The sequence below is a fragment of the Streptomyces sp. NBC_01314 genome (genome assembly GCF_041435215.1).
Classification (GTDB): Bacteria; Actinomycetota; Actinomycetes; order Streptomycetales; family Streptomycetaceae; genus Streptomyces.
In genome coordinates this window covers 2818830-2843700 of sequence record NZ_CP108394.1, presented here as the reverse complement: position 1 = coordinate 2843700, position 24871 = coordinate 2818830, and the positions used below count along the sequence as shown (strand labels likewise).

Sequence of the window (24871 nt, the reverse complement as noted above, 5' to 3'; positions counted from 1 at the left end):
GCTCGGGGCTGCGCCCCTCCCGCCCCCGTCCGGCCCCAGCCACCGGGTGCCCCCTCACGCCACCGTCAGCACCACGCACGACTCCCCGCCCAGCGTCAGCACTCCGTCCGCCCCCGGCGCCTCCACCGGGTCCCAGGCCGCCAGCACCCGCGCGTGCGGGACGCCGACCGGGATCGCGGCCGACTCCTCGCCGAGGTTCAGCGCCACGCGCACATCCCCGCGCCGGAAGCCGAACCACCGCGCCTCCTCGTCGAACGCGACCTTGACGTCGGACAGGTCGGGGTCGGAGAGGTCGGGAAAGGTGCGGCGGAGGGTGATGAGGGTGCGGTACCAGGCCAGCGTCCGGGCGTGGGGCGCACGCGCCGGCTCGGACCAGTCGAGGCAGGAGCGGTCGCGGGTCGCCGGGTCCTGGGGGTCGGGGACGTCCTCCTCGGCCCACCCGTGCGCCGCGAACTCCCGGCGCCGCCCCCGCCGTACCGCCTCCGCGAGTTCCGGATCGGTGTGGTCCGTGAAGAACTGCCAGGGCGTGGAAGCGGCCCATTCCTCGCCCATGAAGAGCATCGGAGTGAAGGGCCCGGCGAGCGTCAGCGCGGCCGCGCAGGCCAGCAGGCCGGGGGAGAGGGAGGCGGCGAGGCGGTCCCCCTGGGCGCGGTTGCCCACCTGGTCGTGGGTCTGGGTGTAGCCCAGCAGCCGGTGCGCGGAGACGCTCGTACGGTCCAGGGGGCGGCCGTGGCGGCGCTCCCGGAAGGACGAGTACGTGCCGTCGTGGAAGTAGCCGCCCGTCAGGGTCTTGGCCAGACCCGCCAGGCCGGCCCGCGCGAAGTCCTCGTAGTAGCCCTGCGATTCGCCGGTCAGGGTGGTGTGCAGGGTGTGGTGGAAGTCGTCGTTCCACTGGGCGTGCAGGCCGAGCCCGCCCTGCGCGCGCGGGGTGACCAGGCGCGGGTCGTTCAGGTCCGACTCGGCGATCAGGAACAGCGGCCGGGCCACCTCGTCGGCGAGCGTGTCCACGGCCGTCGACAGTTCCTCCAGGAAGTGCAGGGCGCGGGTGTCCTTGAGCGCGTGCACCGCGTCCAGCCGCAGACCGTCCAGGCGGTAGTCGCGCAGCCAGGCGAGCGCGCTGCCCAGGAAGTACGCCCGCACCTCGTCCGAGCCGGGCGCGTCCAGGTTGACGGCCGCGCCCCAGGGCGTGTGGTGCCGCTCGGTGAAGTACGGGCCGAAGACGGGCAGGTAGTTGCCGGAGGGGCCCAGATGGTTGTGCACGACGTCGAGCACGACCCCCAGGCCCAGTCCGTGCGCCGCGTCCACGAACCGCTTCAGCGCCTCGGGGCCGCCGTACGGCTCGTGCACGGCCCACAGCGAGACGCCCTCGTAACCCCAGCCGTTCGTCCCGGGGAACGGGCACAGCGGCATCAACTGCACGTGGGTGACGCCCAGTTCGACGAGATGGCCGAGGCGCCCGGCGGCCGCGTCCAGCGTGCCCTCGGGCGTGTACGTGCCGACGTGCAGCTCGTAGAGCACGGCGCCCGGCAGCCCGCGCCCGGACCACGGCGCGCGCCACGCGTACCGGCCGTGGTCGACGACCGCGCTGAGCCCGTCGGGGCCGTCCGGCTGCCGGCGTGAGCGCGGGTCGGGCCGGACCGGGCCGTCGTCGACGGCGAAGCCGTAGCGCGTGCCGTCCGACGCCTTCGCGTCGACGGTCCACCACCCCGGCCGCTCCGGATCGCGCTCCATCGCGTGCGTCTCACCCGCGCGGTGGAGCGTCGAACGGTCGGCCTGCGGTGCCCACACCTCGAACTGCACGGAACGGTTCTCCCTCGGCTGCCGGTCATGATCCTGGGTAGTCAGGGGGCAAGCCGCTCCGGGAAAGCACGGACACGCCCCCGGAACCGCTTGTCGTCCATCGTGCGGCAAACGAGATCTCCGCGCGGTCGGATCGCCGCTTTCGCCCCGCGAGTCGCACCGCCCGTCAGGCATGTCCGGGGATCGTCACCGTTTACGGCCTGTCTGGACACCTCCGGGCCCCCTGACCGACAATCACCTGCGTGACGTCGTCCTTCGAGTTCCACACTTACCCCGCGCGGCTGTCGGACGCCGAGCGCGACCGCGCGCTGAGGGCGCTCCGTGACGGCGTCGCACTGGGCCGTCTGTCGCACGACACGTTCATCCGGCGCATGGAGCTGGCCCTCACCGCCCGCCGCTCCGACGAACTCGCCGCGCTCACCGCCGACCTGCCCGCCGAGAAGCGCTGGTCCCGGCTGGTGCTGGGCAGCGTCGGGGCGGTCTCCGGCTTCGGCGTGAAGCTGCGCAGGGCCTGGCAGGCCGAGCGGCTCCCCAAACTCCAGCTGCCGCACCCGGGGAGCGATCACGCGCTGCGTATCGGCCGCGACCCCGGCAGCGGCCTCCGGCTCAGCCACGAGACGGTCTCCCGGGTGCACGCCGAGCTGAGCCGGCAGGGCGGCATATGGATCCTGCGCGACCTCGGCTCCACCAACGGCACCACGGTCAACGGCCGTCGGGTGATCGGCGCGGCCGTCGTCCGCGACGGCGATCAGGTGAGTTTCGGCCGCATGAACTTCCGTCTCTCCTCGGAATGACCTTCCGACCGATCCCCTGACGAAGCTCTGGCCTGGGATTTACGCAGCGAGTTTGTCAACTTCCCTTCCGATCCAGGGTGTTGACGTGCGTTCTCGGCCATGACTGACTGTGCTTACACCATGCACACCAGGTGACCCGACGACGCCGCATCCGTGGAGGTGTGTGCCCTGCCGCCACTCCTCCGCTATCCGACCGTGGACGAGTTGTCCGCCCGCGCCGTGACGCTCGTCGACCGACATCCGCACCGCGCCCGGCTGCGCCGCGTGGGCACCTCACGGGCGGGCACACCGATGTGGCTGCTGTCCGTCGGACGGGGCAGCCGCCACACCCTGATCGTCGCCGGCCCGCACGCCAATGAGCCCGTGGGCGGAGCCACCGCCCTCCGGCTCGCCGAACGGGCCCTGGCCGACCCCCGGTTGAGCGACGCCGCCGACATCACCTGGAACCTGCTGCTGAGCCTCGACCCCGACGGCTCCCGCCGCAACGAGGGCTGGCTGTCCGGCCCCTACACCCTCGGCCACCACTTCCGGCACTTCTTCCGCCCCGGCTTCCTGGAGCAGCCCGAGTGGCTGCCCGACGGCGCCGCCGGCGCCGTCCTGCCGGAGACGCGCGCCCTGCTCGACCTCCAGGACGAACTGCGGCCCTTCCTCCAGTGCTCGCTGCACGGCGTCGACGTCGGCGGCGGCTTCGTCGAGCTGACCCGCGAACTGCCCGGCCTCGACCGGCGCGTCGCGTGCGCCGCCGCCCGCCTCGGCATCCCGCGCGAGCTGAGCCCCTACGACACCCTGTACTGGCCCCGCCTCGGCCCCGCCGTCTACCGCATCCCGCCCCCGCGCCGGGGCGACCTGGCCGCCGCCATCACCGAGGCCGCCGTCGAGTCCACCTGGTACCACCCGCACCGCCATGGCACGGTCACCGCCGTCGTCGAGGCACCCATGTGGGGGGTGACCGCCGTCGAGGACGCCTCCCCGTCGCCCGACGCCGACGCGGTGCTGCGCACCGTCAGCCGCGCCCTGCGCCGCGACACCCGGCTCCTGGAGGGCATCCTCGCCCGCGTCCGCCCCTCGGTGAGCGGCGGACCCGACGCCGCCCGGTTCCTCGCCCCGGTCGACGACTATCTACTGGTCGGGCCGGGCCTCGCCGACTCCTGGGACCCCGACGTCCACGACGGCGCCGCCCGGCCGCTGCCCCCGCTCGACACCGCCCGGCTCACCACCCTCGCCATCTCCGGCCGCCGGGTCGCCCTGCGCACCGCCGGGCTGCTGCACCAGCTGGTGACCCGCGCCGGACGCGACCCGGCCGGCGCGCTGCCCGAGCTGGACCGGCTCATCGACGAGGGGTGCGCCGACTACCGTGACGGCTACGGGGCGCGCTGGATCCCCGTCGCCCGCCAGGTGGAGTACCAGGCCCGCGTGGTCCTCGCCGCGTTCGAACTGGCGGCCGGGCGCCCGCGCCCCTCCCATTCGGGTGAGCCGGAATGGAGTTCCGAGCCCGCCGTGCCGATGCACCGGGAATGACGAACCCCACCCGCGCGGTCCGCGCCGGCCTGCTCGCCGCACTCGCCCTCCTCACCATCGGCGCCTCGGCCCCCGTCCGGGCGACCGCCGTCCAGGGCGACTGGCTCTACGTCTCCCTCACCCGCGGCGACGCCCGCTCCTCCGACACCCGCGGCACCCTGCTCCTCTGCGACCCGCCGCAGGGCCACGGCCGAGCCACCCAGGCCTGCGCGGAACTCCGCCGGACCGACGGCGACATCACCCGCATCCCCCACCGGAACGCCATCTGCACCGAGATCTACGCCCCGGTCCGAGCCACCGCGGAAGGCCAGTGGAACGGCCATCAGGTCGCCTACGAACAGACCTTCGCGAACCCTTGCGTGATGACGGCCAGAACGGGTTCGGTCTTCGCCCTGTCGAGCTGACCGCGGCGCCCCGGTAGGCGCTCAGGACCCCACACCGCCCCCCCGCACACGACGCGGCCGCCAGCACCGTACGCACCTGGTGCTCCACCTGATCACCGACCGGCACCCATCGCGCACGAAACCGCTCACCAAAGGACTCGCACCAGTCGGAGACCACCCCTTCGAGATGCGGCGCCGCCGGGTCGTCGGCCTCCTTCAGCACCCGCGACAGCATCGCCGCGGCCCGCAGAGGAAGCCGACGCCCGAACGCGTCCACACCAATTCGACCTTGTGCGCACTTCTTGGCAAGCAGCCAATACCGGGGCGCCCGGTCGCATCGACCGTCACCCAGCACGGGAGCTACCGCTGACCGGGCCACCGGTGGCGCGTCTTCCGCCACCCGGCAGGGGAGTCTCCGTCACGCGCCGACCCGCTCCAGCAGCGCGACCGGCAGCGTCTCGAAGAGCTCCGCCACCCGCACGCCGCCCGTGAACTCACGCCCCCCGCCGACCACATCGGCCCACCGGCCCTTCGGCAGCGTCAGCCGTGTGTCCCCCCAGCCCCCGGCCTCCGCCAGCCGCAGCGACAACCGCGTCACCGCCGTGACCACCTCCCCGGACCGTGCGAAGGCCACACAGTGCCCGGCCCCGGGCCCGTCCGCCGACAGCGGCGCGTACGTCGCCGCGTCCCCGAACACCTCGGGCCGCCGCCCGCGCAACCGCAGCGCGGCCGCGGTGAGCCGGAACTTGTCGGAATCCCCCTCCCGCGGCGCGAACGGCCGCCGGTTGTCCGGGTCCACCAGCGCCCGGTACTCGCCCTCCGTCCCCTGGTAGACGTCCGGCACCCCCGGCATGGTCAGCTGCACCAGCGCAGCACCGAGCCCGTTCGCCCGCACATGGGGCTCCAGGGCCTCCCGCAGCGCCGCGACCCGGGTGTCCACGGCGGGTCCCCGCGCGACGAAGTCCGCCACCGCCCGCTCGTACGCCGGGTTCTGTTCGGTCCAGGAGGTGTGCAGCCCCGCCTCCCGCACATGCTTCAGCAGGGCACCCCGCAGCCGCTCCCCGTCCGCGGGGCCGAGCCCGAACGCCGTCTGCCAGGCCGCCCACGCCAGCTGCGGATCCGGTGCACCGGCGCCGTCCCGCGTCACCTCCGCCAGCACATCGGCCCACCGCTGAGGGCACTCCCCGAGCACCGCGATCGCCGCCCGCACATCCGCGCTGCGCTTGGTGTCGTGCGTCGACAGCACGGTCCCCGTGGTCGGCCAGTCGCGCTGCACCCGGGCGCAGTAGGCGTGGAAGTCCTCCGCCGACACGGCCGGGCTTCCCGGGTCGCCCCCCACCTCGTTCGCCGACAGCAACGGCACATAGCGGTAGAACGCCGTGTCCTCCACCGACTTCGCCCGCAGCGCCGACGAGGTCTGCGCGAACCGCGCCCGGAACTCCGCGTGCTCCGCCCCCTCGCCCACCCGGCCCAGCACCAGATCCCGTACGGCATCCACCGACCGGGCCTCCTCGGGCACCACGAACATCGCGCGCGCCTCGGCCGCGGCCTCCTCGGTGACGACGAGGGAGGCGTCCTGGGAGGGGTACGGCCGGTACACCTCCATGCGCGCGAGCAGCTCGCACAGCGCGGTGCGCAGCGCCCACGGCGCCTGGTCGCGCAGGGCCAGGTCGGGGGAGCGCTCGCACAACCGGTGCGCCACCCGGGTGAGCCGTTCCACCTCGGCGACCAGCTCGTGCGTGAGCACCCGGTACGCGGCCCGCCGCACGGTGGACTCCCAGTCGCCGCCCCGGTCGGTCTGCGCGGCCGTGAACCGCCGGTACTGCCCCAGCAGCTCGCCCGCCCCCGCCGGATCCGTGAAGAGCCCGTCGATGTGGCGCAGCGCGTCGTAGCCGGTGGTCCCCGCCACCGGCCAGGCCGCCGGCAGCGCCTCCCCGTCGGCCAGGATCTTCTCGACGACGGTCCACCGCCCACCGGTCGCCCCGTGCAGCCGTCGCAGATAGGCGTCGGGATCGGCGAGCCCGTCGGGATGGTCGACGCGCAGCCCGTCGACGACACCCTCCTCCAGCAGCTGAAGGATCTTCGCGTGGGTCGCGTCGAAGACCTCCGGTTCCTCGACCCGCACCCCGATCAGCTCCGAAATACTGAAGAACCGGCGGTAGTTCAGCTCCGTCCGGGCCAGCCGCCACCACACCGGCCGATACCACTGCGCGTCCAGCAGCTGCGGCAACGGCAGCTTCTCGGTGCCTTCCCGCAGTGGGAAGGCGTGGTCGTAGTAGCGCAGCTCCCGCCCGTCCACCACGAACTGCTCGATCTCCTCCCCCAGCGGCCCCCCGAGCACCGGCAGCAGCACCCGCCCGCCCTGCGCCTCCCAGTCGATGTCGAACCACCGCGCGTACGCCGACTCCGGGCCCTCCCGCAACACCTCCCACAGTGCCCGGTTGTGCCGGGGCGCCATGGCCATGTGGTTGGGCACGATGTCCACGACGAGACCAAGGCCGTGGGCCCGCGCGGTACGGGCCAGCGCCCGCAGCCCCTCCTCACCCCCGAGTTCCCCCCGCACCCGCCCGTGGTCGACCACGTCGTAGCCGTGCGCGGACCCCGGCACGGCCTCCAGCACGGGGGAGAGGTGGAGATGCGAGACACCGAGGGAGGCGATGTACGGCACGGCGGCCGAGGCGGCGGAGAAGGGGAAGTCGGGCTGAAGCTGAACCCGATAGGTGGCGGCAGGCACGACAGAGGTCATGCAGTCCTACGTACCCGCCCCAGGACATTTGGAGCACCCTGACACGCGAGGACGCGTGGGTATCGAGGGGCGCGGGGCTGTTCGCGCCCTAGGTCGGCCGCCTGTAAACGGCCAAGCTCCGATCCACCAGGGTCACCCGGTCCCCGGCCGCCACCTTCGGACCGTCCACAGGAACCGCGTCCTCCCGCCCCGTGTCCACGACCATCTGCCACTGCGGCCCATGATTGACCGGCACCACGAACTCCAGCGGCTCCGTCGACGCGTTGACCATCAACAGGAACGAGTCGTCGGAGATCCGCTCGCCGCGCGATCCCGGCTCGGAGATCGCGTTCCCGTTCAGGAACGCTGTCAGTGCCCCGGCCTGCGCGGAATCCCAGTCCCGCTGCACCATCTCCTCCCCCTCCGGCGTGAACCAGGCGATGTCCGACAGCTCGTCGTGCGTCCCCTCCACCGGCCGCCCGTGGAAGAACCGCCGCCGCCGAAACACGGGGTGGTCCTTGCGCAGCCACACCATCGCGCGCGTGAACTCCAGAAGATCCCCGAAGACCTCGCTGCCGTCGTCGCCGTCCCCGTCCTCGCCGGCGGGCCACGGCACCCAGGACAGCTCGTTGTCCTGGCAGTACGCGTTGTTGTTGCCGTCCTGCGACCGCGCGAACTCGTCCCCGTGGCTGAGCATCGGCACGCCCTGCGACAGCATCAGCGTGGCGATGAAGTTCCGCATCTGCCGGACCCTCAGCCCGGTCACCCCGGGATCGTCGCTCTCGCCCTCGGCCCCGCAGTTCCAGGACCGGTTGTGGCTCTCCCCGTCCCGGTTGTCCTCGCCGTTCGCTTCGTTGCGCTTGTCGTTGTAGGAGACCAGATCCCGCAACGTGAAGCCGTCGTGGCAGGTCACGAAGTTGATGGAGGCCAGCGGGCGTCGCCCGTCGTCCTGGTACAGGTCGGACGAACCGGTCAGCCGTGACGCGAACTCCGCGAGCGTACGGGGCTCGCCCCGCCACAGGTCCCGCACGGTGTCGCGGTACTTGCCGTTCCACTCGGTCCACAGCGGCGGGAAGTTCCCCACCTGGTAGCCGCCCTCGCCGACGTCCCAGGGCTCGGCGATCAGCTTCACCTGGGAGACGACGGGGTCCTGCTGGACGAGGTCGAAGAACGACGACAGCCGGTCCACCTCGTGGAACTGGCGGGCGAGTGTCGCCGCGAGGTCGAAGCGGAAGCCGTCGACATGCATCTCGGTGACCCAGTACCGCAGCGAGTCCATGATCAGTTGCAGGACGTGCGGCGACCGCATGAGCAGGGAGTTGCCCGTGCCCGTCGTGTCCATGTAATAGCGGGGGTCGTCCGTGAGCCGGTAGTACGACGGGTTGTCGAGGCCCTTGAAGGACAGGGTCGGCCCCAGGTGGTTGCCCTCGGCCGTGTGGTTGTAGACCACGTCGAGGATGACCTCGATCCCCGCCTCGTGCAGGGCCCGCACCGCCGACTTGAACTCCAGCACCTGCTGCCCACGGTCGCCCCAGGAGGCGTACGCGTTGTGCGGGGCGAAGAAGCCGATCGTGTTGTAGCCCCAGTAGTTGCTGAGGCCGAGGTCGGCCAGACGGTGGTCGTTCACGAACTGGTGTACGGGCATCAGCTCCAGCGCCGTGACGCCCAGTGCGGTCAGATGGTCGATGATCGCCGGGTGGGCGAGCGCCGCGTACGTGCCGCGCAGCTCCTCGGGCAGCCCCGGGTGCCGCATCGTGAGGCCCTTGACGTGGGCCTCGTAGATCACCGTGTGGTGGTACTCGGTGCGGGGCCGCCGGTCGTCACCCCAGTCGAAGTACGGGTTCACCACGACCGACGTCATCATGTGGGGCGCCGAGTCGAGGTCGTTGCGCTTGTCGGGCGCCCCGAAGTGGTAGCCGTACACCTCCTCGCCCCACTTGACCGAGCCGCTGATGGCACGCGCGTACGGGTCGAGGAGCAGCTTCGCGGAGTTGCAGCGCAGCCCACGCTCCGGCGCGTACGGGCCGTGCACACGGAAGCCGTACCGCTGGCCCGGCATCACGCCGGGCAGGTACGCGTGCCGCACGAACGCGTCCGACTCGCGCAGTTCCACCGCCGTCTCGGAGCCGTCGTCGTCCAGCAGACACAGCTCTACTCGATGCGCGGCCTCCGAGAAGACCGCGAAGTTGGTACCGGCGCCGTCGTACGTGGCGCCGAGCGGATACGCCTGTCCAGGCCAGACCTGCATGGATACGACTCTTCCAGTTGTCGCGCGCCGCTGGGGGCGACTCCGTGGGGAGTCTCCCCCAAACTGATGGAACCTCCTAGGACATACGTCTCTCCTGCCCAGCGATGGACACATCGTGACGCTTCGAGGGCCTCCTGTGTCGGGTCCGCGCCGTCGGCCGCTATGAATCAGCTCACTCCCGGCGCGGTAGCGGGCCGCAACGGGCGCGTCACGTGCGGTAGTTGAGAAACGACCTGTCCATCCGGCTGTATCGTCACCCGCTACCGGAGTACCCTTCCTTGATCGTTGAGTAGGGCGAGCTCGGGGGAGCGGAAGGCGGTGCGCGGGTGGGCTCGGGAGGGCTGGAGCTGCCTCCTGGTGACGCGGGCGACACGGGTCACGAGGGAAACTCCACAGATGTCCCACCCGGCGCGGTGTCCCTGGCACGGCCGATGGAGAGGGGATCCATCGGCCCGGAACTGGACTGGAACGCCGACGCCTGGCTCGAAGTGCGTACGCGCGCCCAGCGGGCCGGCCGTGCCTACATCTGGCTGAACCTCGTCGAACAGCGGCTGCGCGCCGTGGTGGCCGCCGTGCTGCGGCCCATCTACGAGCCCGTCCACGGCGACGACTGGGTGGTCGCCGCCGCCGGACCCGCCGGACAGGAGTGGGTGCAGCGGGCTGTCGCGGTGCGCGAGGTCAGCCGCCGCAAGGGCTATCTGCTCGACCCCGCCGACGACAACACGCTCAGCTTCCTCACCCTGCCGCAGCTGCGCGAGCTGATGGTGCAGCACTGGCCCTGCTTCGAGCCGTACATCGACGAGCGGCGCGACGTGGAACTGGCCCTGGACGAGCTGGAGGTCACCCGGAACGTCGTCTCCCGCAACCGGGCCCTCTCCGAGGCCGTCCTCGCCCAGGCCGAGCGCGCCTCGGCGAAACTGCTGGAGATCCTGGGCGCGGGCAGCGACGTGCCCTCCGCGCGCCGGCTGCGCGTCGACGCCGTCGAGGAGCTCGTCGGCGACCGGTACGCGGACGTCGTCGGCGTCCACCCCGACCGGGTGCGGCTGCTGCGGCAGTTCCCCGCCGAGGACCTCTTCGGCGGCGCCCGCCGCGTCGACGCCATCGGGATAGGCCTGAACCTCCTCGTGCAGAACTTCTCCGGGCGACGGCTGGTGCGGCTCGCCGAGTCGGGCTGCCGGGCGCGGCTGCTCTTCCTCAACCCCGCGTCCAGCGCGGTGAAGCGGCGTGAGCGCGAACTGGGCATAAAGAGAGGTGAGTTGAGCCGCGCCGTGGAGATGAACATCCTCCATATGCGCCGGGTCCGCTCCCGGCTGCGCGACCCCGGCGCCTTCGAGATCCAGGTCTTCGACGAGACGCCCCGCTTCACCGCCTACCTCGTGGACGGCGACGGCTCCGACGGCGTCGCGGTCGTCCAGACGTATCTGCGCCGCACCCGGGGCATGGAGGCGCCGGTCCTCGTCCTGCGCGGCGGAAAGCGGGTCCTCAAGGCCGACGAGAACGGCGAAGTCGGGCTTTTGGACACCTACCGCGAGGAGTTCGAAGTGGCGTGGGCGGACTCACGACCGGTGTCGTGAACCGGGCCGTGCCGCCGTCCGTGACCCGGGCCGGAGGATCGGTCGGGACCCGGGCAGAAGGGCCGGTCGGGACCCGGGCAGAAGAGCCGGTCGGGACCCGGGCCGTGAGCGGGTGGCCCGGCGCCGAGCGGAACGCGGTCCTCGGATTGTCAGTGGCCCATGCGATGGTGGTGGTCACTGGGGGAAAGCACCACCAAGAAGGGGGGCCAGCATGGGTTGGCACCGGCAGCTGCTGATCGGCTTCGACCTGGAGACCACCGGGACGGACCCGCGCGAGGCGCGTATCGTCACGGGCGCGGTGATCGAGGTCAAGGACGGGGAACCGGTCGGACACCGGGAATGGCTGGCCGACCCGGGCATGGAGATCCCGGCGGAGGCGGTGGCGGTGCACGGCATCACCAACGCCCGCGCGGTGGCCGAGGGCAGCCCGGCCGACCAGGTCGCCGACGCCATCGCCGACGTCCTCGTCTCCTACTGGAAGACGGGCGTCCCGGTCGTGGCGTACAACGCGGCCTTTTATCCACGCACTCCAGCCGTGTCTCGGGTGTCTCATGCTGCAGCGCGGTGCGTTCCGGCAGCCCACGCTGGAACGGGGGCCGTGTGATGAGCTGGATCACTGGGCCATTGATGGCCTTCGACCTGGAGACCACGGGCACCGACGTCGAGACCGACCGCATCGTGACGGCAGCGGTCGTGCGCCTGGATTCGGCCGGGGCTGTCTCGGCTGAACGGACCTGGCTGCTGAATCCCGGGGTGGCGATACCCGAGCAGGCGTCGGCGATCCATGGCATCTCCACGGAACATGCCCGCGAGCACGGGGTACCGGCTGCTTCCGCTATCGAGGAGATCACGCGGACAGTCGCCGATGGGCTGCGTTCCGGGACGCCTCTGGTGGTGATGAACGCACGCTACGACCTGTCACTGCTTGACCGTGAGTGCCGGCGGCACGAGGTCGAGTCGATCAGCGGGCGGCTGGGCAGTGTGCCTTCGCCCGTCATCGATCCGCTGGTGATCGACAAGCACGTCGACAAGTACCGGAAGGGCAAGCGAGCCCTCCACGCGTTGTGTGCTCACTACGGGGTGTCGCTCGATGACGCCCATGATGCGAGGGCGGACGCCGTGGCTGCCGCCCGGGTGGTGCGGCGCATGGGTGAGAAGCACCAGCCCGTCGGGGTGATGCCCTTGGTGGATCTGCATGACCTTCAGGTGCGGGCGGCGGCTGAGCAGTCGGTCTCTTTGCAGGCGTACCTGCGGCGCACCGCGGATCCGACGGCAGTCGTCGAGCCGGCCTGGCCGCTCATTCCCCGGCGGCGATGACCGCGCTGGTCAGCGCTCTCTGGGGGCGAGAGCCTGCAGGTGGGAGAGGGTGATCCGGCGCCGTGGAAGGTCGACGTCCACAATCTTCACGGTGAGGGTGTCTCCGACCTGGACCACGTCCTCGGGTCGGTCCACGTGTACTTCGGCCAGCTCGGTGAGGTGCACCAGGCCTTCGAGGCCGTCCTCTCTGTCCTCGATACGGACGAAGGCGCCGACCGGTACGAGTTTGGTCACCACGCCGTTCGTGATCTGGCCGACCTGCTGTAGGAACTGCGGCATCGGGTCCTCTTGCAATGCCTTCAGAGACAGTGACACGCGCTCGCTCACCAGGTCGACGCCGAGGATCTCGGCCGAGACCCTCTGGCCGACACTGACGATGTCGGAGGGGTGATTGATGCGCCGCCAGGACAGCTCCGGAATGTTGATCATCGCGGTGAAGCCGCCGATGTCCACGAAGGTCACACCGAAGCTGGCGATCTCCGTGACCGTGCCCGTGCAGATCTGCCCACGGTGGAGAGTCTTAAGGAAGGCCCAGTTCCGGTCGCTCGGCGTCGGCTCGGTCCTCCACAGCGCGCGCAGGACGCCGTCGCTGTCGGGCAGGACCGCGGTGAACAGCGGGTGGCGTTCGTCGAGGGTCAAGGACAGGGCCGTAGCGGCACGGGCGCCTGCCACCCGGGCGGCCAGTTCCCTGTACTCGGACTCGTCGGCCATCGTGCTGGAGATAGCCCCGTTCTCGTCCTCCCATACGAACTCAACCGGACCTTCGTCGGGAAGCGAGGCGAGGACCGCGTCGACATCGGTGGACAGGTCCGGCCAGACGGTCAACTGGGCGCGAGGGGTGAGTCGGGCGCGTACCGCATCGAGGTTCCCATCAGTGAGGCGATGCCAGCGGGAGGCATTGTGGAGGTACCCCTCCTCCAATATCGCTGCGTGCCGCATGGCGATGGACCAGCGCAGACGGGCCCAGAAGTCCTCGTCGGCGGGCCGCTGCACGCCGGGCTCGTCGACGTCCGCGTCGTAGGGCGAGGCCTCCAGCCGCTCCGGGAAGAGACCGAGAGCCCGGGTGCGGGCAAAGGCGCGCTGGCAGGGCTTGTCGCTGCTGACGTAGACGTACTGGTCCCAACCGACCTGCACGGTGAACCTGCCCTCCACCGCCAGACGGCACCAGGCACCGTTGTCGCGGAGCATGACCCTGACCAGCTCCAGGCCGAGGGAGACGGGCACCTCCGCACCGTCGTGGAACCCGCTGAGGTCGGGTGGGAAGAGCCCGGCAAGACCGTGGCCGTCGATCGCCGGCTCCAGGCCGAAGTGGGCAAGGCCGGAGATCCCCGGCTCACGAATGGCCAGATGGCCGATGTCGGTGTCCTCGGCGAAGGCGGCAATCGCTTGCAGATATGCAGCCTCGACCGGCCCGTGGTCGCTGGTCGAGTCCTCAGCGCCGATGTAGCCGCCGTGCTCGTCGCGGTCGGCAGGGTCGTACTTGGTGATCCGGTAGACGAAAGGCGGCACGTTGCTCCCCGTGGTTGTTGACGATGCTCACTCATCGGTCGATCTCGTGATCGGGAGCGTAGGGCGGGATGGGCCGGCGCATCGCCGCCTTTGAGGATGGCGAGCGGGATCACCTTCTGCAAGCGGGATACCGTGCCGCATCAGGTCGCATCAGGTCGCTTCGATCAGCGGCGATCGATGCGAGTGACGCGATCGCTTCGCTCAGTTGCCTTGGAGAGACGCTGGTTCTCGAGTGTGAGGAACTGAACCTGCTGTGCGAGGACGTTGATGGAGGACCGGAGCTCCCGCACCTCGCGCGCGTGCTCTTGGCGAAGGCCACGCTCGGCTGCTTTCAGAGATTGGACCTCCTGCCGGAGGGACGCTGAGGGTGCGGCTGCGTCTTCTCGTTCTGCTACGAGGTTTCTGAACTCCGCCAGAACCTGGGGGTAGCGGTAGGCGCTGGCTCTGCTGACGTCGGCTTCAACGGCGAGTGAGGCGACGGTGAGGGAACCGTCACTACGGGTGGGCTCTCCGCGGAGCAGACGCTCGGACGCCGCTTTGAGGGCTGCTTCGATGGGTTCAGCTGTGGGCACGGTCGATTCCCTCGATCACTCTGATGATGTCGCTCGTGTGCCCTCGCAGAGCCGTGCGCTGGAGGTCGGAGAGTCCGACGAAGGCCAACGCCCGCTCGGTGTCGCTGCGCGCCGCTTCCCATCCTGGGCGGTGCCGGATCGTGATGGTCGAGTTCCCGCAGCGCTCGGGACGGCAGTTGTTGAGGAAGGGCCGGTCCTCGGTGCCTGCGGTTCGGCACAGGGCGGTTTCAGGTTGGTAGTAGCAGTCGTTCAGAGTCCCGACGTGGAGAGTGTGCGCTGAGGTCTTGAGCATGGCGTGGAGGCGGCGCTCATCGACCACCCTGCCGGGAAAGTCCTGCAAATCCTCCTGCACGCGGGCAAACTCGTTGTCGGTCCGTGCACCCCCTGGAGCGGTTGAGCGCACCCCGGCCTTGAAGTCGTCGTAGCGTTCCACGATGTCGGCCAAGCGGGCCAGGGCCTCTTCGGCGGCGACTTCCGCGCGGAAACCGGAGGGCGAAGTCCCTGCGTAGCCCTCGAACATGGCCACGGAGAGGTGCTTGTACTGGACCATCCCCGCGACGGTTCCGTACGGACGGTGAGCGATGTGCCATGCCACGGTTCTGCGGAACTGGCGCGTTGTGAGATTCCACGGCTCTCCGTCGACATCGGGTACTGGAAAGCCGATGTCCGCGCAGTGTGCCCGGAACGCGTTGAGGTTCTCATTCATCCGGTTGGCGGAGATCGTCGAGTACGGGCGACCAGCGACTGGTCGGCAGAACAGCAGGTCACGGTGGGGCAGACATTCCAGGACTTCGATGGCCTGGGCGACGGGCTCGATGACCACCCAGCTCTCCGGCGCCCCTCGCCCGCCCTTGACGAGTTGCGATTGCACCTTGTGCCTGACGACGACGCCGTCCGTACTCCGTTCGGTGAAGTGGCAGCCGTCTCGGAGTTCCTTGACCTCTGAGTCGCGCATTCCCGACAGATATGCGATGAGGATGTAGCAGGCGGCTCGTAGGAGCCGTTCCTCATGGGGGACTGCGGGAGGACTGAACCTGTCCCGCCAGGGGCGTCCGGTCTGCGGATGCGGAGTGATGGGTGTGTCCATGCCGCCAGGCTCAGGTCCGAGCCGCTCCAGTGCCCTGACGATGTGGTCATCGTAGGAGCCGCCGGCTACATCCCGCCCCGCCCCCGACTTGCGCATGATGTACGTGTAGGCGGGTGAACCGGCCAGGTGCGGTTGGAGACCGGTGCCGTCCAGAACCGGGACCCCGCGCCCACCTGCCGCAAGACTGTCGAGATAGCGGTCCAGCCGTGCGAGGGACAGCCCGTGGATCTCGCTGACAGAGGCCTGCAGTTCCGTCAATTCGGCGCGCGCACTGATGATGTCCGGTGCTGCGGTACGTACGTAGAACAGGGCGGCCTGTACCAGCGGGGCAATGACCCTGGGCGGGATCCGGGGAGTCTGGTTCTCGTGTCTACTCGCCGCCTGGCCGCCGATGACGCGGGAGAGAGGGCGGCCGTTCCACGGATTGATCTCCAAAGCGTCCGATGGCATGGCCTCTGCCGCGAGGTGGAGGCGTGGGATGACCTGGAGGCGATGGCGCAGACTGCTCGGCATCAGTTCTTCGCCGTGGCAGTGAAGCAGATAGGAATCGAGAACCGGCTGTGTCACGGTGTCCAGGCGAATCCCAGCGTGCTCGGTGTCGAGGAACCGGAAGAAGCACCGCAGATTCCACCACTCCGCCGCCACTGTCGAGATGGAAGGAAGCGCACCACGCACCGGGTGTGTGTTGAGTCTCCAGAAGAGAAACTCGCGAGCGGCCTCGCGCCGGGTGGCATCACCGAGTGACTCGAAGTCGATGAAGAACTCGCTGGCGTAGCGGTTCCCCGCGTGCCCAGCGACCGCGAGATTCCAGAAACGGTCCCCGAATTGCGGCATGAGGGATGGATCGGCGGCGAGAGGACGTCCGGACAGAACCGGTGTCGTGTCGGCAGGGCGGTTGGCACCATGGCCAAGTGGTAGTGGCTGGGCGGGCATCAGTGGCCTCCCAGCAGGTTGCGGGGCAGGAACAGCAGAGGCTCGGAAGACTCGGCGATTGCCCTGGCGTTCAGCACGTCGCCCTCGCTGAACCTCGGGACGATCAGTTGCAGAATTTGATGGTGAGCCTTGCCGAAGCGTGCTGCCCACTCCGCTGCGGGCGTCTTGGCCCGTTCAGCCTCGATGTGGTTGAGGAAGGCCAGGATGGCTGGGAGTTTCCTTCGGGTGATCACGGCGTTGCTGCACCCCAGACAAGAGAAGAAGGAGACGGGGCATGCCTTGCCCTTGATGCCGAAAGGCGAGTCGAAGAAGCTGCGACAGGACGACAACCACAGGTCGGATTCGCCGGACAGAAGCGGCGGCAGCTCCTCGGCGGAAACGCCGAGTGACTCCCATGCGTCCGCAGGATTTTGCGTGAGCCTCTCTTCCTCCTTTGGCGTCAGCACCGCGGGAGCCTGGGCGTCATCGAGCGCATCCTGCAGGCCGTCTGCCACGGCCTGTTCGTGCAGATTGCGCAATGAGGGGATGTCCGCGTAGTGCGCTGCGGCGACATCCGGTGAATGCCCCTGCACGAACGCCGACATCCTCCCGCCGGTTACCTTGTAGACCGCTGCTTTGTACGTCTTGCGAAGCCGGGAAAGGCGCAAGTCGACGGGTTTCCCCCCATCAGTGAGCCGGTGTGTCGACACGAAGCTCCGCGCCACGCTTGACGCAGATCCAGCGCTGAAGCCGGCGGACAGAATCCCGTCCTTCGTCCGGAACTGCCACAGCGCCGACGAGCCCGTGGCCTCTCTGACAGGGGCAGTGATCCGCAGGGCCAAACGCAGCAGCCCGCCGGGCGAGTTGGGCGAGCCGTCCCGCACCCGCATCGTGTTCCACTCCTGGCCATGCCGACGCCGCTTGAGGTATTCGACCTGCACATAGCCCCGGTTGGGATTCTTCAAGCAGTCGGAGGTCAACTCTCTGGCCGCTTCCACCTCCATGCCGCTTTCGAGGCAGAACAGAAGGAGCAGGGCGAACAGGTCGCGGCTGGTCGGGTACACCAAGGGTGCGAGACGGCCAGGAGTATGCGCATCAGCCAGCGCGGTGCCGACCAGTTGGGCCAGCTGCTGCCGGGTGAATGTTCCTTGGCTCCGGTGGATCTCCCACAGCACATTGGCGTCGGAGTCCCAACCCGCTATCCGTGGATCCTGCCCCTGAGCGAGGAGTGTCGGCCCGTCAAGCGTCAGGCGCCGAACTGCATCGCCGACATCGGAACGTGCAGCGGCGCGCAATTGCTCGACGATATGCGGTGAATAGGCGTCACGAGGCGTGTACGAGCCCACTGGACCGGCAGAGGTATGGGAGAGCCGTCGGAGCATGGCTGCAGAAACGCCGGGTTTCTTGTCGCTGAGGCGGCGCAAGATCCAGACGATGTCGGCGATACGTGAGTACGGCGTCCTGGAGGACTCCGGATGCCTCTCTCGAAGGTGGCTCTCGAACCCGTCGAGGTGATGTGGGAGGAGAGCATCCACTCGCAGTCCCACGCCTTCCGTGGAGTCCAGCCAGCGCGCCCATTCCCGGCAAGAGCGTGCGCGATTCCGGAGAGTATGTGGGGAACCAGTCCCCTGGCCTACGGTGCATGACGCCGCCAGCTCGGCACCCAGCGCGCGCAGCAACCGCTGCTGCGGCTCGTGGGTCCAGTCCACGACAGCCTTCCGGTCGTCCGGGAACGTGACCTCGATTTTCAGGAGTCCGAGCGTGGTTGGAGGCTGGTCAACGGTCTGGAGCACGGGTGCGTTCAACCGAGCCCGACGTCGTCCCCGGGTTACCACGCGCTCGCTCCCTGTGTTTGCGACACCTGAGTTGCTGTGTCCGCGACCTCGGACGTCCAAGCGTCCACCGCACCATCGATCAATGCCTGAGCCTGGTCGGTGCAGTCGAGATAGATGTACGTCGTGGTGATCGAGGAGTGCCCCAGCAGGCGGCGCAAGTGATCGAGCGGGTCGCCAATGATCCGGCGGTATACGCCGTCGGCCACCTCATGCCTCTCAACCGAGCCGATCTGTTCATGGATCAGCGCAGACAGTAGATGCACGGCGAAGGTGTGCCTGAGCACATGGGGGGTGGCGGCGACGTCGATCTCGTACGTACGGCATCTCTCCGAGGCCCGCACGAATACGGACTCCCAGGCCGACAGGGACACAGGCCGAGCTTCCTGGCCCAGCCATACGCACGCCGGCCCGACGGGATGGCCCTGCTCGTCAACGAGGTAGAGCCGGGAGCGGACCGCCGGCGGCACATGTGACCAGGGAACTTTTCGGAGCCGGCCGTTCTTCGAGGGCATCCGCACACCCCGCCGGTCGGCTTGACTTCCGAGCACCGCACCGGCCGGCAGCGGGCAGCCTCGGGCGTGCCAGCGGTCGAGCATCAGGGAACGCTCGATCTCCACATAGTCGACCACCGCACGGAGGACTCGGTTCGGCAGCAGGATCCTGCGTCCCTTGTCCCGTTTGGCGGTCGGCGGAGCCAGGTCGAACGGGACACTCTTCATACCGCTCTGGTCGTCCATAGAGGGGAGTTCCGGCCAACAGAGCGACGCGGCCTCCTCGATACGCAAGCCGGTGGTGACCAGCAGCTCCGCCATGACGACGTTCCGCTCCGCGTTACGGCCACGGAAGGACGAATCGGCGGCCCTGGTCAGCAGCTGACCGCGCAATCCGACATCGCGGAAGGCCGCGTAACGGGCGACGGAGAGGAACTTCACGTTTCCGCGCTTGGCGGCCTTCTCAGCCGCATGGTTGTTGCGGACTCGCACCTGCTGCCCGGGGCCAGTGCGCCGCGAGCTCTCGTAGTACTTGAACGGCGTCCGCTCGATCAGGGCCTCGTCCACCGCCCATGTGTAGAACTTGTCCAAGGCCGCGACGCCCCGGTTCCAGGTCGAGGCTGAGACAACCTGTGTCGGGTCGGGAGAGACACGCCGCGCCCGGTGGAAGGCCGTGACGTCGTCACGGTCGGCGTGCCACAGGGTCTTGCCGCGATGTTCCTGGAGGAACCGCCCCCAGGTCAGCAGATCGAGAGCGTAGGCCCGCCAGGAGTTTGCCGACCTCACGCCGAGAGTCGGCAGGGACCACAAGAAGCGGTTGAGCTGGACGTCGTAGCTGCCGTCATCGCTGACGATGAACGGCGCACCGGCATGCAACCCGTGCCGTTCGAGTGCCTTCTGTGCATCGCTCACCCCGGCCGCTTGCAGCGCTCCCGGGTCGGTGAAGAAGATCTCCATCTGATCGCACCCCCTGGCCGATCAACGACGACGGAGCTCGTGAGACACGGTCGTGCGTGGATAAGGCCTTCGACCTGACCCTGCTCTCCGCCGAGCTGCGCCGGCACGCTCTGCCGTCCCTGCGCGACCGGCTGGGCGGCCTCGACCCGGCGCCGGTCATCGACCCGTACACGATCGACCGCTCCGTCGACCGCTACCGCCGCGGCAAGCGCAACCTCGAAGCGGTCTGCGGGGAGTACGGCGTCCCGCTGGACACCGCGCACGACGCCTCCGCCGACGCCCTGGCCGCCGCCCGGCTCGCCCGTGCGATAGCCCAGCGCCATCCGAAGGTCGCCGCCCTCGGCCCGGCCGAGCTGCACCGCCGCCAGATCGAGTGGTATGCCGAGTGGGCCACCGACTTCCAGGCCTTCCTCCGCCGCAAGGGCGACCCGGAAGCGGTCGTCGACGCGACCTGGCCGCTGCGCGAGTCGGCGGAGGAGACGGTATGACGACCGCGACGGTCTCCCTCCGCGAAGTCCGCGACAGCGACCTGCCGTTCTTCTGGCGGCACCAGTCCGACCCCGAGGCGCAGCGGGTCGCCGCCTTCACCGGGGAGTACCACCGCGACCGGGCGCTCTTCGACGGTCACTGGGCGAAAATCCGCGCAAACTCCGACAACCTGACGCGCACGGTGGTCGCCGACGGCGAGGTCGTCGGCAACGCCGCGGTCTTCGGGCCGCCGGACGAACGCCAGGTCACCTACTGGATCGACCGCGCGCACTTGGGCCGAGGCATCGCCACCGCCGCTCTCACCGCCCTGATCGGCCTCGTCCCCACCCGGCCCCTGCACGCCTACGCGGCCGCCGACAACACCGGCTCGATCCGCGTCCTGCAGAAGTGCGGTTTCGTCGTCACCGGCCACGACCGGGGCTTCGCCCTGGCCCGTGACGCCGAGATCGACGAAGCGGTGCTCATACTCCGAGCCGTCTGAGGCCGGCGCCGCTCAGAACGGATACCAGCGGACCGTCTCGTCCCCGTCCCGCAGTGAGGTGACGCGGCGTTCGAACTCGGTCAGTGCCCCGGGGTTGCTCGGCGCGTGCTGCGCGACCCAGGCACAGCTGGCCGTCTCGCGGGCGCCGCGGAGCACCGAGCAGCCCGGCCATTCCCGCACGTCCCAGCCGTAGGTCGCCGTGAAGGCGTCGTACTCCTCGGCCGGAAGCCCGTAGCGGTCGTGGGAGAGGGCCATGACGACGAGGTCGTGCTCGCGGAGGTCACCGGAGAAGGTCTCCAGGTCGACGAGGACCGGGCCGTCCGGGCCGATGTGCACGTTGCGGGGGAGTGCGTCGCCGTGGACCGGGCCCGGGGGCAGGTGAGGGGTGAGGGCGGCCGCGGCTGCCGCGAAGCCGTCGCGGCGTTCGCGGAGGTAGGCCGCGTCCGCCGGGTCGATCGCGTCGCCGGCCAGGCGCAGCCAGCGTTCCACCCCGCCCAGCAGTTCACGGCGGGGCAGTGCGAACGGAGGGGCGGGCAGGGCATGGACCAGCCGTAGGAGTTCGGCCAAATCGCCGGCCCCGGCGGGGCGTACGGGGTCGGGCAGGCGGTGCCACACCGTCACCGGGTGTCCCTCGACGAGCAGGGGCTCCGGCTCGGCGGGCCGCACGGCCGGGACGCCCGCCTCGGTGAGCCAGGCCGCGACGCCCAGTTCGCGGCGGGCCCGGTCCAGGAGTTCGGCGTCGCGGCCCACCTTGACCACCAGGCCACCGGCGGCGAACACCGCGTTCTCGCCCAGCGCGAGCAGCCGCGCATGCCCGGCCGCACCGGGCAGCACACCGGCCGCGCCCAGTACGTCCCGCGCCCGTGCCTCGTCCATCCTTTGCCCTCCGTGTCCGTACGGCCGACGCTCCCCTCGGGAGCGTCAGGTTCACGCCATTCACGGCCAGTCTCGCATTCGCACAGGTCGGAGCCTGTGCGCGGTGCCTTGACGCCCTGTCATGCCCTCAGCACCATGACGGACATGACCTTGGCGACCGCGAAGCCGAAACGCACGCGACCGGCCAAGCGGCGCGCCCCCGCCGACGGCCGGGAGCCGCGCATCCTCGACCACGGCGCCTGGTTCCTGGTGCTGCCCGCGCTGATCCCCATCCTGGTGCTGAGCGTCGGACCGCTGCTGTACGGGATCGCGCTGGCCTTCACCGACGCCCAGTCCGGCCGGACCGAGCCCACCCGGTGGATCGGCACGCTCAACTTCCAGGATCTGCTGCACGACACCCTGTTCTGGGACTCGTTCCGCATCGGCCTGCTGTGGGCGGTCGGCGTGACCGTGCCGCAGTTCCTGCTCGGCCTCGGCCTGGCCCTGCTTCTCGACCAGCCCCTCCGGCTGCGCTGGCTGGCGCGGGCGCTCGCCATCATCCCCTGGGCCATGCCGGAGGTGGTCGTCGGCATCATGTGGCGGCTCGTCTACAACCCGGACGCGGGCATCCTCAACGAGACCATCCGCGACCTGGGCCTCGGCGACGGCCGCGACTGGTTGAGCGGACTGGCCACCGCGCTGCCCGCCGTCATAGTGGTCGGCGTCTGGGCGGGCATGCCCCAGACGACCGTCGCCCTCCTCGCCGGCCTGCAGAACACCCCACGCGAACTGCACGAGGCCGCCGCGATGGACGGCGCCGGCGCCTGGCGCCGCTTCCGCACGGTCACCTGGCCCGCCATCAGACCCATCGCCCTCGCCATCTCGGCGCTCAACCTGATCTGGAACTTCAACTCCTTCGCCCTGGTGTACGTCCTCACCAACGGCGGACCGGGCGGCCGCACCCGCCTGCCGATGCTCTTCGCCTACGAGGAGGCCTTCCGCTACGGGCAGTTCGGATACGCGGCGGCGATGGGATGCGTGATGGTCGCGGTGATCTCGGTCGTCCTCGCCCTCCATCTGGTCGGCCGGCTGCGGCGGGGCGGTGACGCATGAGGGCCGGCAGAGCGACACGGACCGGTCAGTACGTGGCCCTCCTCGCGTATCTCGTCTTCCTCGCGTTCCCCTTCCTCTGGCTGGTCTCCACCGCCTTCAAACCCGCCCGCGAGCTGGGCACTCTCCACCCGACCTGGATCCCGAAGAACCCGACTCTCGACAATTTCCGGCAGGCCTTCGACGAACAGCCCCTGCTGGAGGCCGCGCTCAACTCGCTGGTCGCGGCTCTCGGCGCCGCCGTCGTCGCCGTGCTGATCGCGACCCCGATGGCCTACGTCATGGCCCGGCACCGCACGACGCTGTCGCGGATGGCGACCGGGTGGGTGGTGGTCAGCCAGGCGTTCCCGTTCGTGCTGGTGATCATCCCGCTGTTCCTGGTACTGAAGAACCTCCGGCTGATCAACTCCGTACCCGGCCTGATCATGGTGTACGTGGTGTGGGCGCTGCCGTTCGCGCTGTGGATGCTCGTCGGCTACGTCCGGGCCGTGCCTGTCGAACTGGAGGAGGCGGCGGCGGTCGACGGGGCAGGGAAGCTGCGGACACTGGTGTCGGTGACGGCGCCGCTGCTGGCGCCGGGCATCGTGGCGACGGCGCTCTTCGCGTTCATCACCGCGTGGAACGAGTTCTTCTTCGCGCTGGTGCTGCTCAAGACCCCGGAGAAACAGACCCTGCCGGTCGTCCTCACCCACTTCATCGGCGCGGAGGGCGCGGCCGACCTCGGGCCGCTGGCCGCCGCGGCGTTCCTGGCGACGCTCCCTTCCCTGGTCGTCTTCGCGGTCATCCAGAAACGGATCACAGGCGGCATGCTCGCCGGGGCGGTGAAGAGCTGATGCGCGCACGATGGCTGACGGCGGTTCTGCTGCTGTGCCTCCTCGCCACCGGCTGCACCGCAGACGGCGACGGTGACTCCGCCGACGGCCGGATCACCCTCCGCTTCCAGTCCCTGGCCTGGCAGGAGGAGTCGGTCGCGGTCAACAAGAAGCTGGTGAAGGAGTGGAACGCCACCCATCCCGGCGTCGAGGTCGAGTACGTACAGGGGAGTTGGGACAGCGTCCACGACCAGTTGCTCACGTCCTTCGAGGGCGGTGAGGCGCCGGACATCATCCATGACGCCTCCGACGACCTCGCGGACTTCGCGTACGGCGGCTACCTCGCCGACCTGCGCCGGCTGCTGCCCGAACGGCTCACGTCGGACATTCCGCGGCGCAGCTGGGAGACGACGACCTTCGGGGACGGGATCTACGGGGTGCCGTTCCTCCAGGAACCAAGGGTGCTGATCGCCAACGCCACCTGGCTGCGCGAGTCGGGTGTGCGCGTTCCCACCCCGGACGACCCGTGGACCTGGCAGGAGTTCCGCGCAGTCGCCAAGGAGCTGAGCGGCGACGGGAAGTACGGCGTCGCCTGGCCGCTGAAGGAGCCGGTGTCGGCCACGCTGAACCTGTCGCTGTCGGCGGGCGGGCAACTGTTCCACCGGGACGCCGACGGCAAGGTCGAGGTCCGCTTCGAGGCGGCCGACGCGGTCGTCCCGAAGACCGTGCACGACGAGGTGAACAAGGACGGCAGCGCGTCGGGTACCACGCTCGGCATGGGCGGCTCCGACACGCTGCCCGGCTTCTTCGGCGGCAAGTACGCGATGGTCCCGCTCGGCTTCTCGTACCGTCAGCAGATCGTCCAGCAGGCCCCCGAGGGCTTCGACTGGCAGGTGCTGCCCGCCCCGGCCGGCGCCGACGGCCTCACCCAGGGTGTCAGCCCGCAGACGCTTTCGGTCGCCGAGGACAGCCCGCACAAGAAGGAGGCCGCCGAGTTCATCGACTTCCTCCTGCGCCCCGAGAACATGGTCCGCCTCGCCCTCGGCGACTGGATGCTCCCGACCGGCACCGAGGCCCTTCAGGACCCGGCCCTGCGCACGACCGAGCACGACTGGGCCACCGGCACGGCCCTCGCCACCCACCTCCGCTCCGCCCCCGCCCAGTCCGTGCGCGGCTACCCGGAGTGGAAGGACAAGGTCGCCACCCCCGCCTACCAGGAGTACTACAGCGGAGCGATCGGCCTCGGCGAGCTGCGTGAACGGCTGGAGGACGACGGCAACCTGGTGCTGGCCCGCTACCAGCGCTGAGCCGGGGGCCGCGTCCCTGAACCGCGGATCGAAGCGGTGCCGACAAGGGGTGGATAGCGGGGCAAGCTGGATGGTTCCACTTTTTCCGTGAAGTC

The 24871-nt window shown here is 69.9% G+C and carries 18 protein-coding genes and 3 pseudogenes; 11 read left to right on the top strand and 10 right to left on the bottom strand.

Features of this window, described 5'->3' with window-relative positions; all coding sequences use genetic code 11:
- Positions 1 to 54: 54 nt before the first annotated feature.
- On the bottom strand, positions 55 to 1800 hold the full coding sequence (gene treZ / locus OG622_RS12500; RefSeq protein ID WP_371575777.1) for a malto-oligosyltrehalose trehalohydrolase: 1746 nt from the start codon (positions 1798 to 1800) through the stop codon (positions 55 to 57).
- A gap of 242 nt (positions 1801 to 2042) precedes the next feature.
- On the opposite strand from treZ, the gene OG622_RS12495 reads away from it, so the two are divergent.
- The 3 genes from OG622_RS12495 (at position 2043) to OG622_RS12485 (ending at position 4516) form a co-directional block, all read left to right on the top strand.
- On the top strand, positions 2043 to 2594 hold the full coding sequence (locus OG622_RS12495; protein WP_371575775.1) for an FHA domain-containing protein: 552 nt from the start codon (positions 2043 to 2045) through the stop codon (positions 2592 to 2594).
- A 153-nt stretch (positions 2595 to 2747) separates the two neighbouring features.
- Complete coding sequence (locus OG622_RS12490; RefSeq protein WP_371575773.1) at positions 2748 to 4112, top strand: M14 family zinc carboxypeptidase; 1365 nt, start codon at positions 2748 to 2750, stop codon at positions 4110 to 4112.
- Positions 4109 to 4516: an SSI family serine proteinase inhibitor gene (locus OG622_RS12485; RefSeq protein ID WP_371575771.1), complete on the top strand. Its 408-nt coding sequence runs from the start codon at positions 4109 to 4111 to the stop codon at positions 4514 to 4516. The genes OG622_RS12490 and OG622_RS12485 overlap by 4 nt, the downstream gene beginning before the upstream one ends.
- Before the next feature lie 34 nt (positions 4517 to 4550).
- Here the strand turns inward: OG622_RS12485 and OG622_RS12480 are convergent.
- The 3 genes and pseudogenes from OG622_RS12480 to glgX all read right to left on the bottom strand — a co-directional run.
- A pseudogene (locus OG622_RS12480) lies at positions 4551 to 4772 on the bottom strand (3-hydroxyacyl-CoA dehydrogenase); the annotation flags it as partial.
- A 141-nt stretch (positions 4773 to 4913) separates the two neighbouring features.
- Positions 4914 to 7241: a malto-oligosyltrehalose synthase gene (treY, locus tag OG622_RS12475; protein WP_371575769.1), complete on the bottom strand. Its 2328-nt coding sequence runs from the start codon at positions 7239 to 7241 to the stop codon at positions 4914 to 4916.
- Positions 7242 to 7329: 88 nt separating this feature from the next.
- Complete coding sequence (glgX, locus tag OG622_RS12470; RefSeq protein WP_371575767.1) at positions 7330 to 9468, bottom strand: glycogen debranching protein GlgX; 2139 nt, start codon at positions 9466 to 9468, stop codon at positions 7330 to 7332.
- Between the two features lie 326 nt (positions 9469 to 9794).
- Here glgX and OG622_RS12465 point away from each other — a divergent pair, with 326 nt between their 5' ends.
- The 3 genes and pseudogenes from OG622_RS12465 to OG622_RS12455 all read left to right on the top strand — a co-directional run bounded on the left by OG622_RS12465 (position 9795) and on the right by OG622_RS12455 (position 12359).
- A complete protein-coding gene (locus OG622_RS12465) occupies positions 9795 to 11042 on the top strand; it encodes an SAV2148 family HEPN domain-containing protein (RefSeq protein WP_371575765.1) in 1248 nt (415 codons plus the stop codon).
- A 211-nt stretch (positions 11043 to 11253) separates the two neighbouring features.
- Positions 11254 to 11559: pseudogene (locus OG622_RS12460) on the top strand (exonuclease domain-containing protein); the annotation flags it as partial.
- 86 nt (positions 11560 to 11645) lie between these two features.
- Complete coding sequence (locus tag OG622_RS12455) at positions 11646 to 12359, top strand: 3'-5' exonuclease (RefSeq protein ID WP_371575763.1); 714 nt, start codon at positions 11646 to 11648, stop codon at positions 12357 to 12359.
- A 9-nt stretch (positions 12360 to 12368) separates the two neighbouring features.
- Here OG622_RS12455 and OG622_RS12450 read toward each other — a convergent pair whose 3' ends face one another.
- The 5 genes from OG622_RS12450 to OG622_RS12430 all read right to left on the bottom strand — a co-directional run bounded on the left by OG622_RS12450 (position 12369) and on the right by OG622_RS12430 (position 19722).
- The gene (locus OG622_RS12450; RefSeq protein WP_371575761.1) at positions 12369 to 13868 is read right to left on the bottom strand and encodes a S1 RNA-binding domain-containing protein; all 1500 of its coding nucleotides are present in this window, start codon (positions 13866 to 13868) and stop codon (positions 12369 to 12371) included.
- A gap of 164 nt (positions 13869 to 14032) precedes the next feature.
- On the bottom strand, positions 14033 to 14440 hold the full coding sequence (locus tag OG622_RS12445; RefSeq protein ID WP_371575759.1) for a hypothetical protein: 408 nt from the start codon (positions 14438 to 14440) through the stop codon (positions 14033 to 14035).
- Positions 14427 to 16460, bottom strand: coding sequence for a hypothetical protein (locus OG622_RS12440; RefSeq protein WP_371575757.1), 2034 nt, complete (start codon positions 16458 to 16460; stop codon positions 14427 to 14429). Before OG622_RS12440 ends, OG622_RS12445 begins: the two co-directional genes overlap by 14 nt.
- Entirely contained in the window at positions 16460 to 18232 is a 1773-nt protein-coding gene (locus OG622_RS12435) for a hypothetical protein (RefSeq protein WP_371575755.1), read from the bottom strand. Before OG622_RS12435 ends, OG622_RS12440 begins: the two co-directional genes overlap by 1 nt.
- Positions 18233 to 18267: 35 nt before the next feature.
- Complete coding sequence (locus OG622_RS12430) at positions 18268 to 19722, bottom strand: tyrosine-type recombinase/integrase (protein WP_371575754.1); 1455 nt, start codon at positions 19720 to 19722, stop codon at positions 18268 to 18270.
- A gap of 65 nt (positions 19723 to 19787) precedes the next feature.
- Here OG622_RS12430 and OG622_RS12425 point away from each other — a divergent pair.
- Positions 19788 to 20210, top strand: a pseudogene (locus OG622_RS12425) (3'-5' exonuclease); the annotation flags it as partial.
- A complete protein-coding gene (locus tag OG622_RS12420; protein WP_371575752.1) occupies positions 20207 to 20692 on the top strand; it encodes a GNAT family N-acetyltransferase in 486 nt (161 codons plus the stop codon). The pseudogene OG622_RS12425 and the gene OG622_RS12420, both read left to right, overlap by 4 nt.
- 12 nt (positions 20693 to 20704) lie before the next feature.
- On the opposite strand, the gene OG622_RS12415 is transcribed toward OG622_RS12420, so the two are convergent.
- Positions 20705 to 21568 carry a phosphotransferase enzyme family protein gene (locus tag OG622_RS12415; protein ID WP_371575750.1) on the bottom strand — a complete coding sequence of 288 codons (864 nt, stop codon included), beginning with the start codon at positions 21566 to 21568 and terminating at the stop codon, positions 20705 to 20707.
- A gap of 144 nt (positions 21569 to 21712) precedes the next feature.
- Between OG622_RS12415 and OG622_RS12410 the strand changes: the two genes are divergently transcribed.
- The 3 genes from OG622_RS12410 to OG622_RS12400 are packed head-to-tail and all read left to right on the top strand — an operon-like array spanning position 21713 to position 24776.
- Positions 21713 to 22660, top strand: coding sequence for a carbohydrate ABC transporter permease (locus OG622_RS12410; RefSeq protein ID WP_371575748.1), 948 nt, complete (start codon positions 21713 to 21715; stop codon positions 22658 to 22660).
- Entirely contained in the window at positions 22657 to 23490 is an 834-nt protein-coding gene (locus tag OG622_RS12405) for a carbohydrate ABC transporter permease (protein WP_371575746.1), read from the top strand. The genes OG622_RS12410 and OG622_RS12405 overlap by 4 nt, the downstream gene beginning before the upstream one ends.
- Entirely contained in the window at positions 23490 to 24776 is a 1287-nt protein-coding gene (locus OG622_RS12400; protein WP_371575744.1) for an ABC transporter substrate-binding protein, read from the top strand. Before OG622_RS12405 ends, OG622_RS12400 begins: the two co-directional genes overlap by 1 nt.
- Positions 24777 to 24871 lie beyond the last annotated feature (95 nt).

Bases quoted from the DNA above. Each gene is read 5' to 3' on its own strand.
- OG622_RS12430 (WP_371575754.1), bottom strand. From the start codon at position 19,722: ATGGAGATCTTCTTCACCGACCCGGGAGCGCTGCAAGCGGCCGGGGTG.
- OG622_RS12485 (WP_371575771.1), top strand. From the start codon at position 4,109: ATGACGAACCCCACCCGCGCGGTCCGCGCCGGCCTGCTCGCCGCACTC.
- OG622_RS12405 (WP_371575746.1), top strand. From the start codon at position 22,657: ATGAGGGCCGGCAGAGCGACACGGACCGGTCAGTACGTGGCCCTCCTC.
- OG622_RS12415 (WP_371575750.1), bottom strand. From the start codon at position 21,568: ATGGACGAGGCACGGGCGCGGGACGTACTGGGCGCGGCCGGTGTGCTG.
- OG622_RS12455 (WP_371575763.1), top strand. From the start codon at position 11,646: ATGAGCTGGATCACTGGGCCATTGATGGCCTTCGACCTGGAGACCACG.
- treY (WP_371575769.1), bottom strand. From the start codon at position 7,241: ATGACCTCTGTCGTGCCTGCCGCCACCTATCGGGTTCAGCTTCAGCCC.
- OG622_RS12410 (WP_371575748.1), top strand. From the start codon at position 21,713: ATGACCTTGGCGACCGCGAAGCCGAAACGCACGCGACCGGCCAAGCGG.
- OG622_RS12420 (WP_371575752.1), top strand. From the start codon at position 20,207: ATGACGACCGCGACGGTCTCCCTCCGCGAAGTCCGCGACAGCGACCTG.
- OG622_RS12440 (WP_371575757.1), bottom strand. From the start codon at position 16,460: ATGCCCGCCCAGCCACTACCACTTGGCCATGGTGCCAACCGCCCTGCC.
- glgX (WP_371575767.1), bottom strand. From the start codon at position 9,468: ATGCAGGTCTGGCCTGGACAGGCGTATCCGCTCGGCGCCACGTACGAC.
- OG622_RS12400 (WP_371575744.1), top strand. From the start codon at position 23,490: ATGCGCGCACGATGGCTGACGGCGGTTCTGCTGCTGTGCCTCCTCGCC.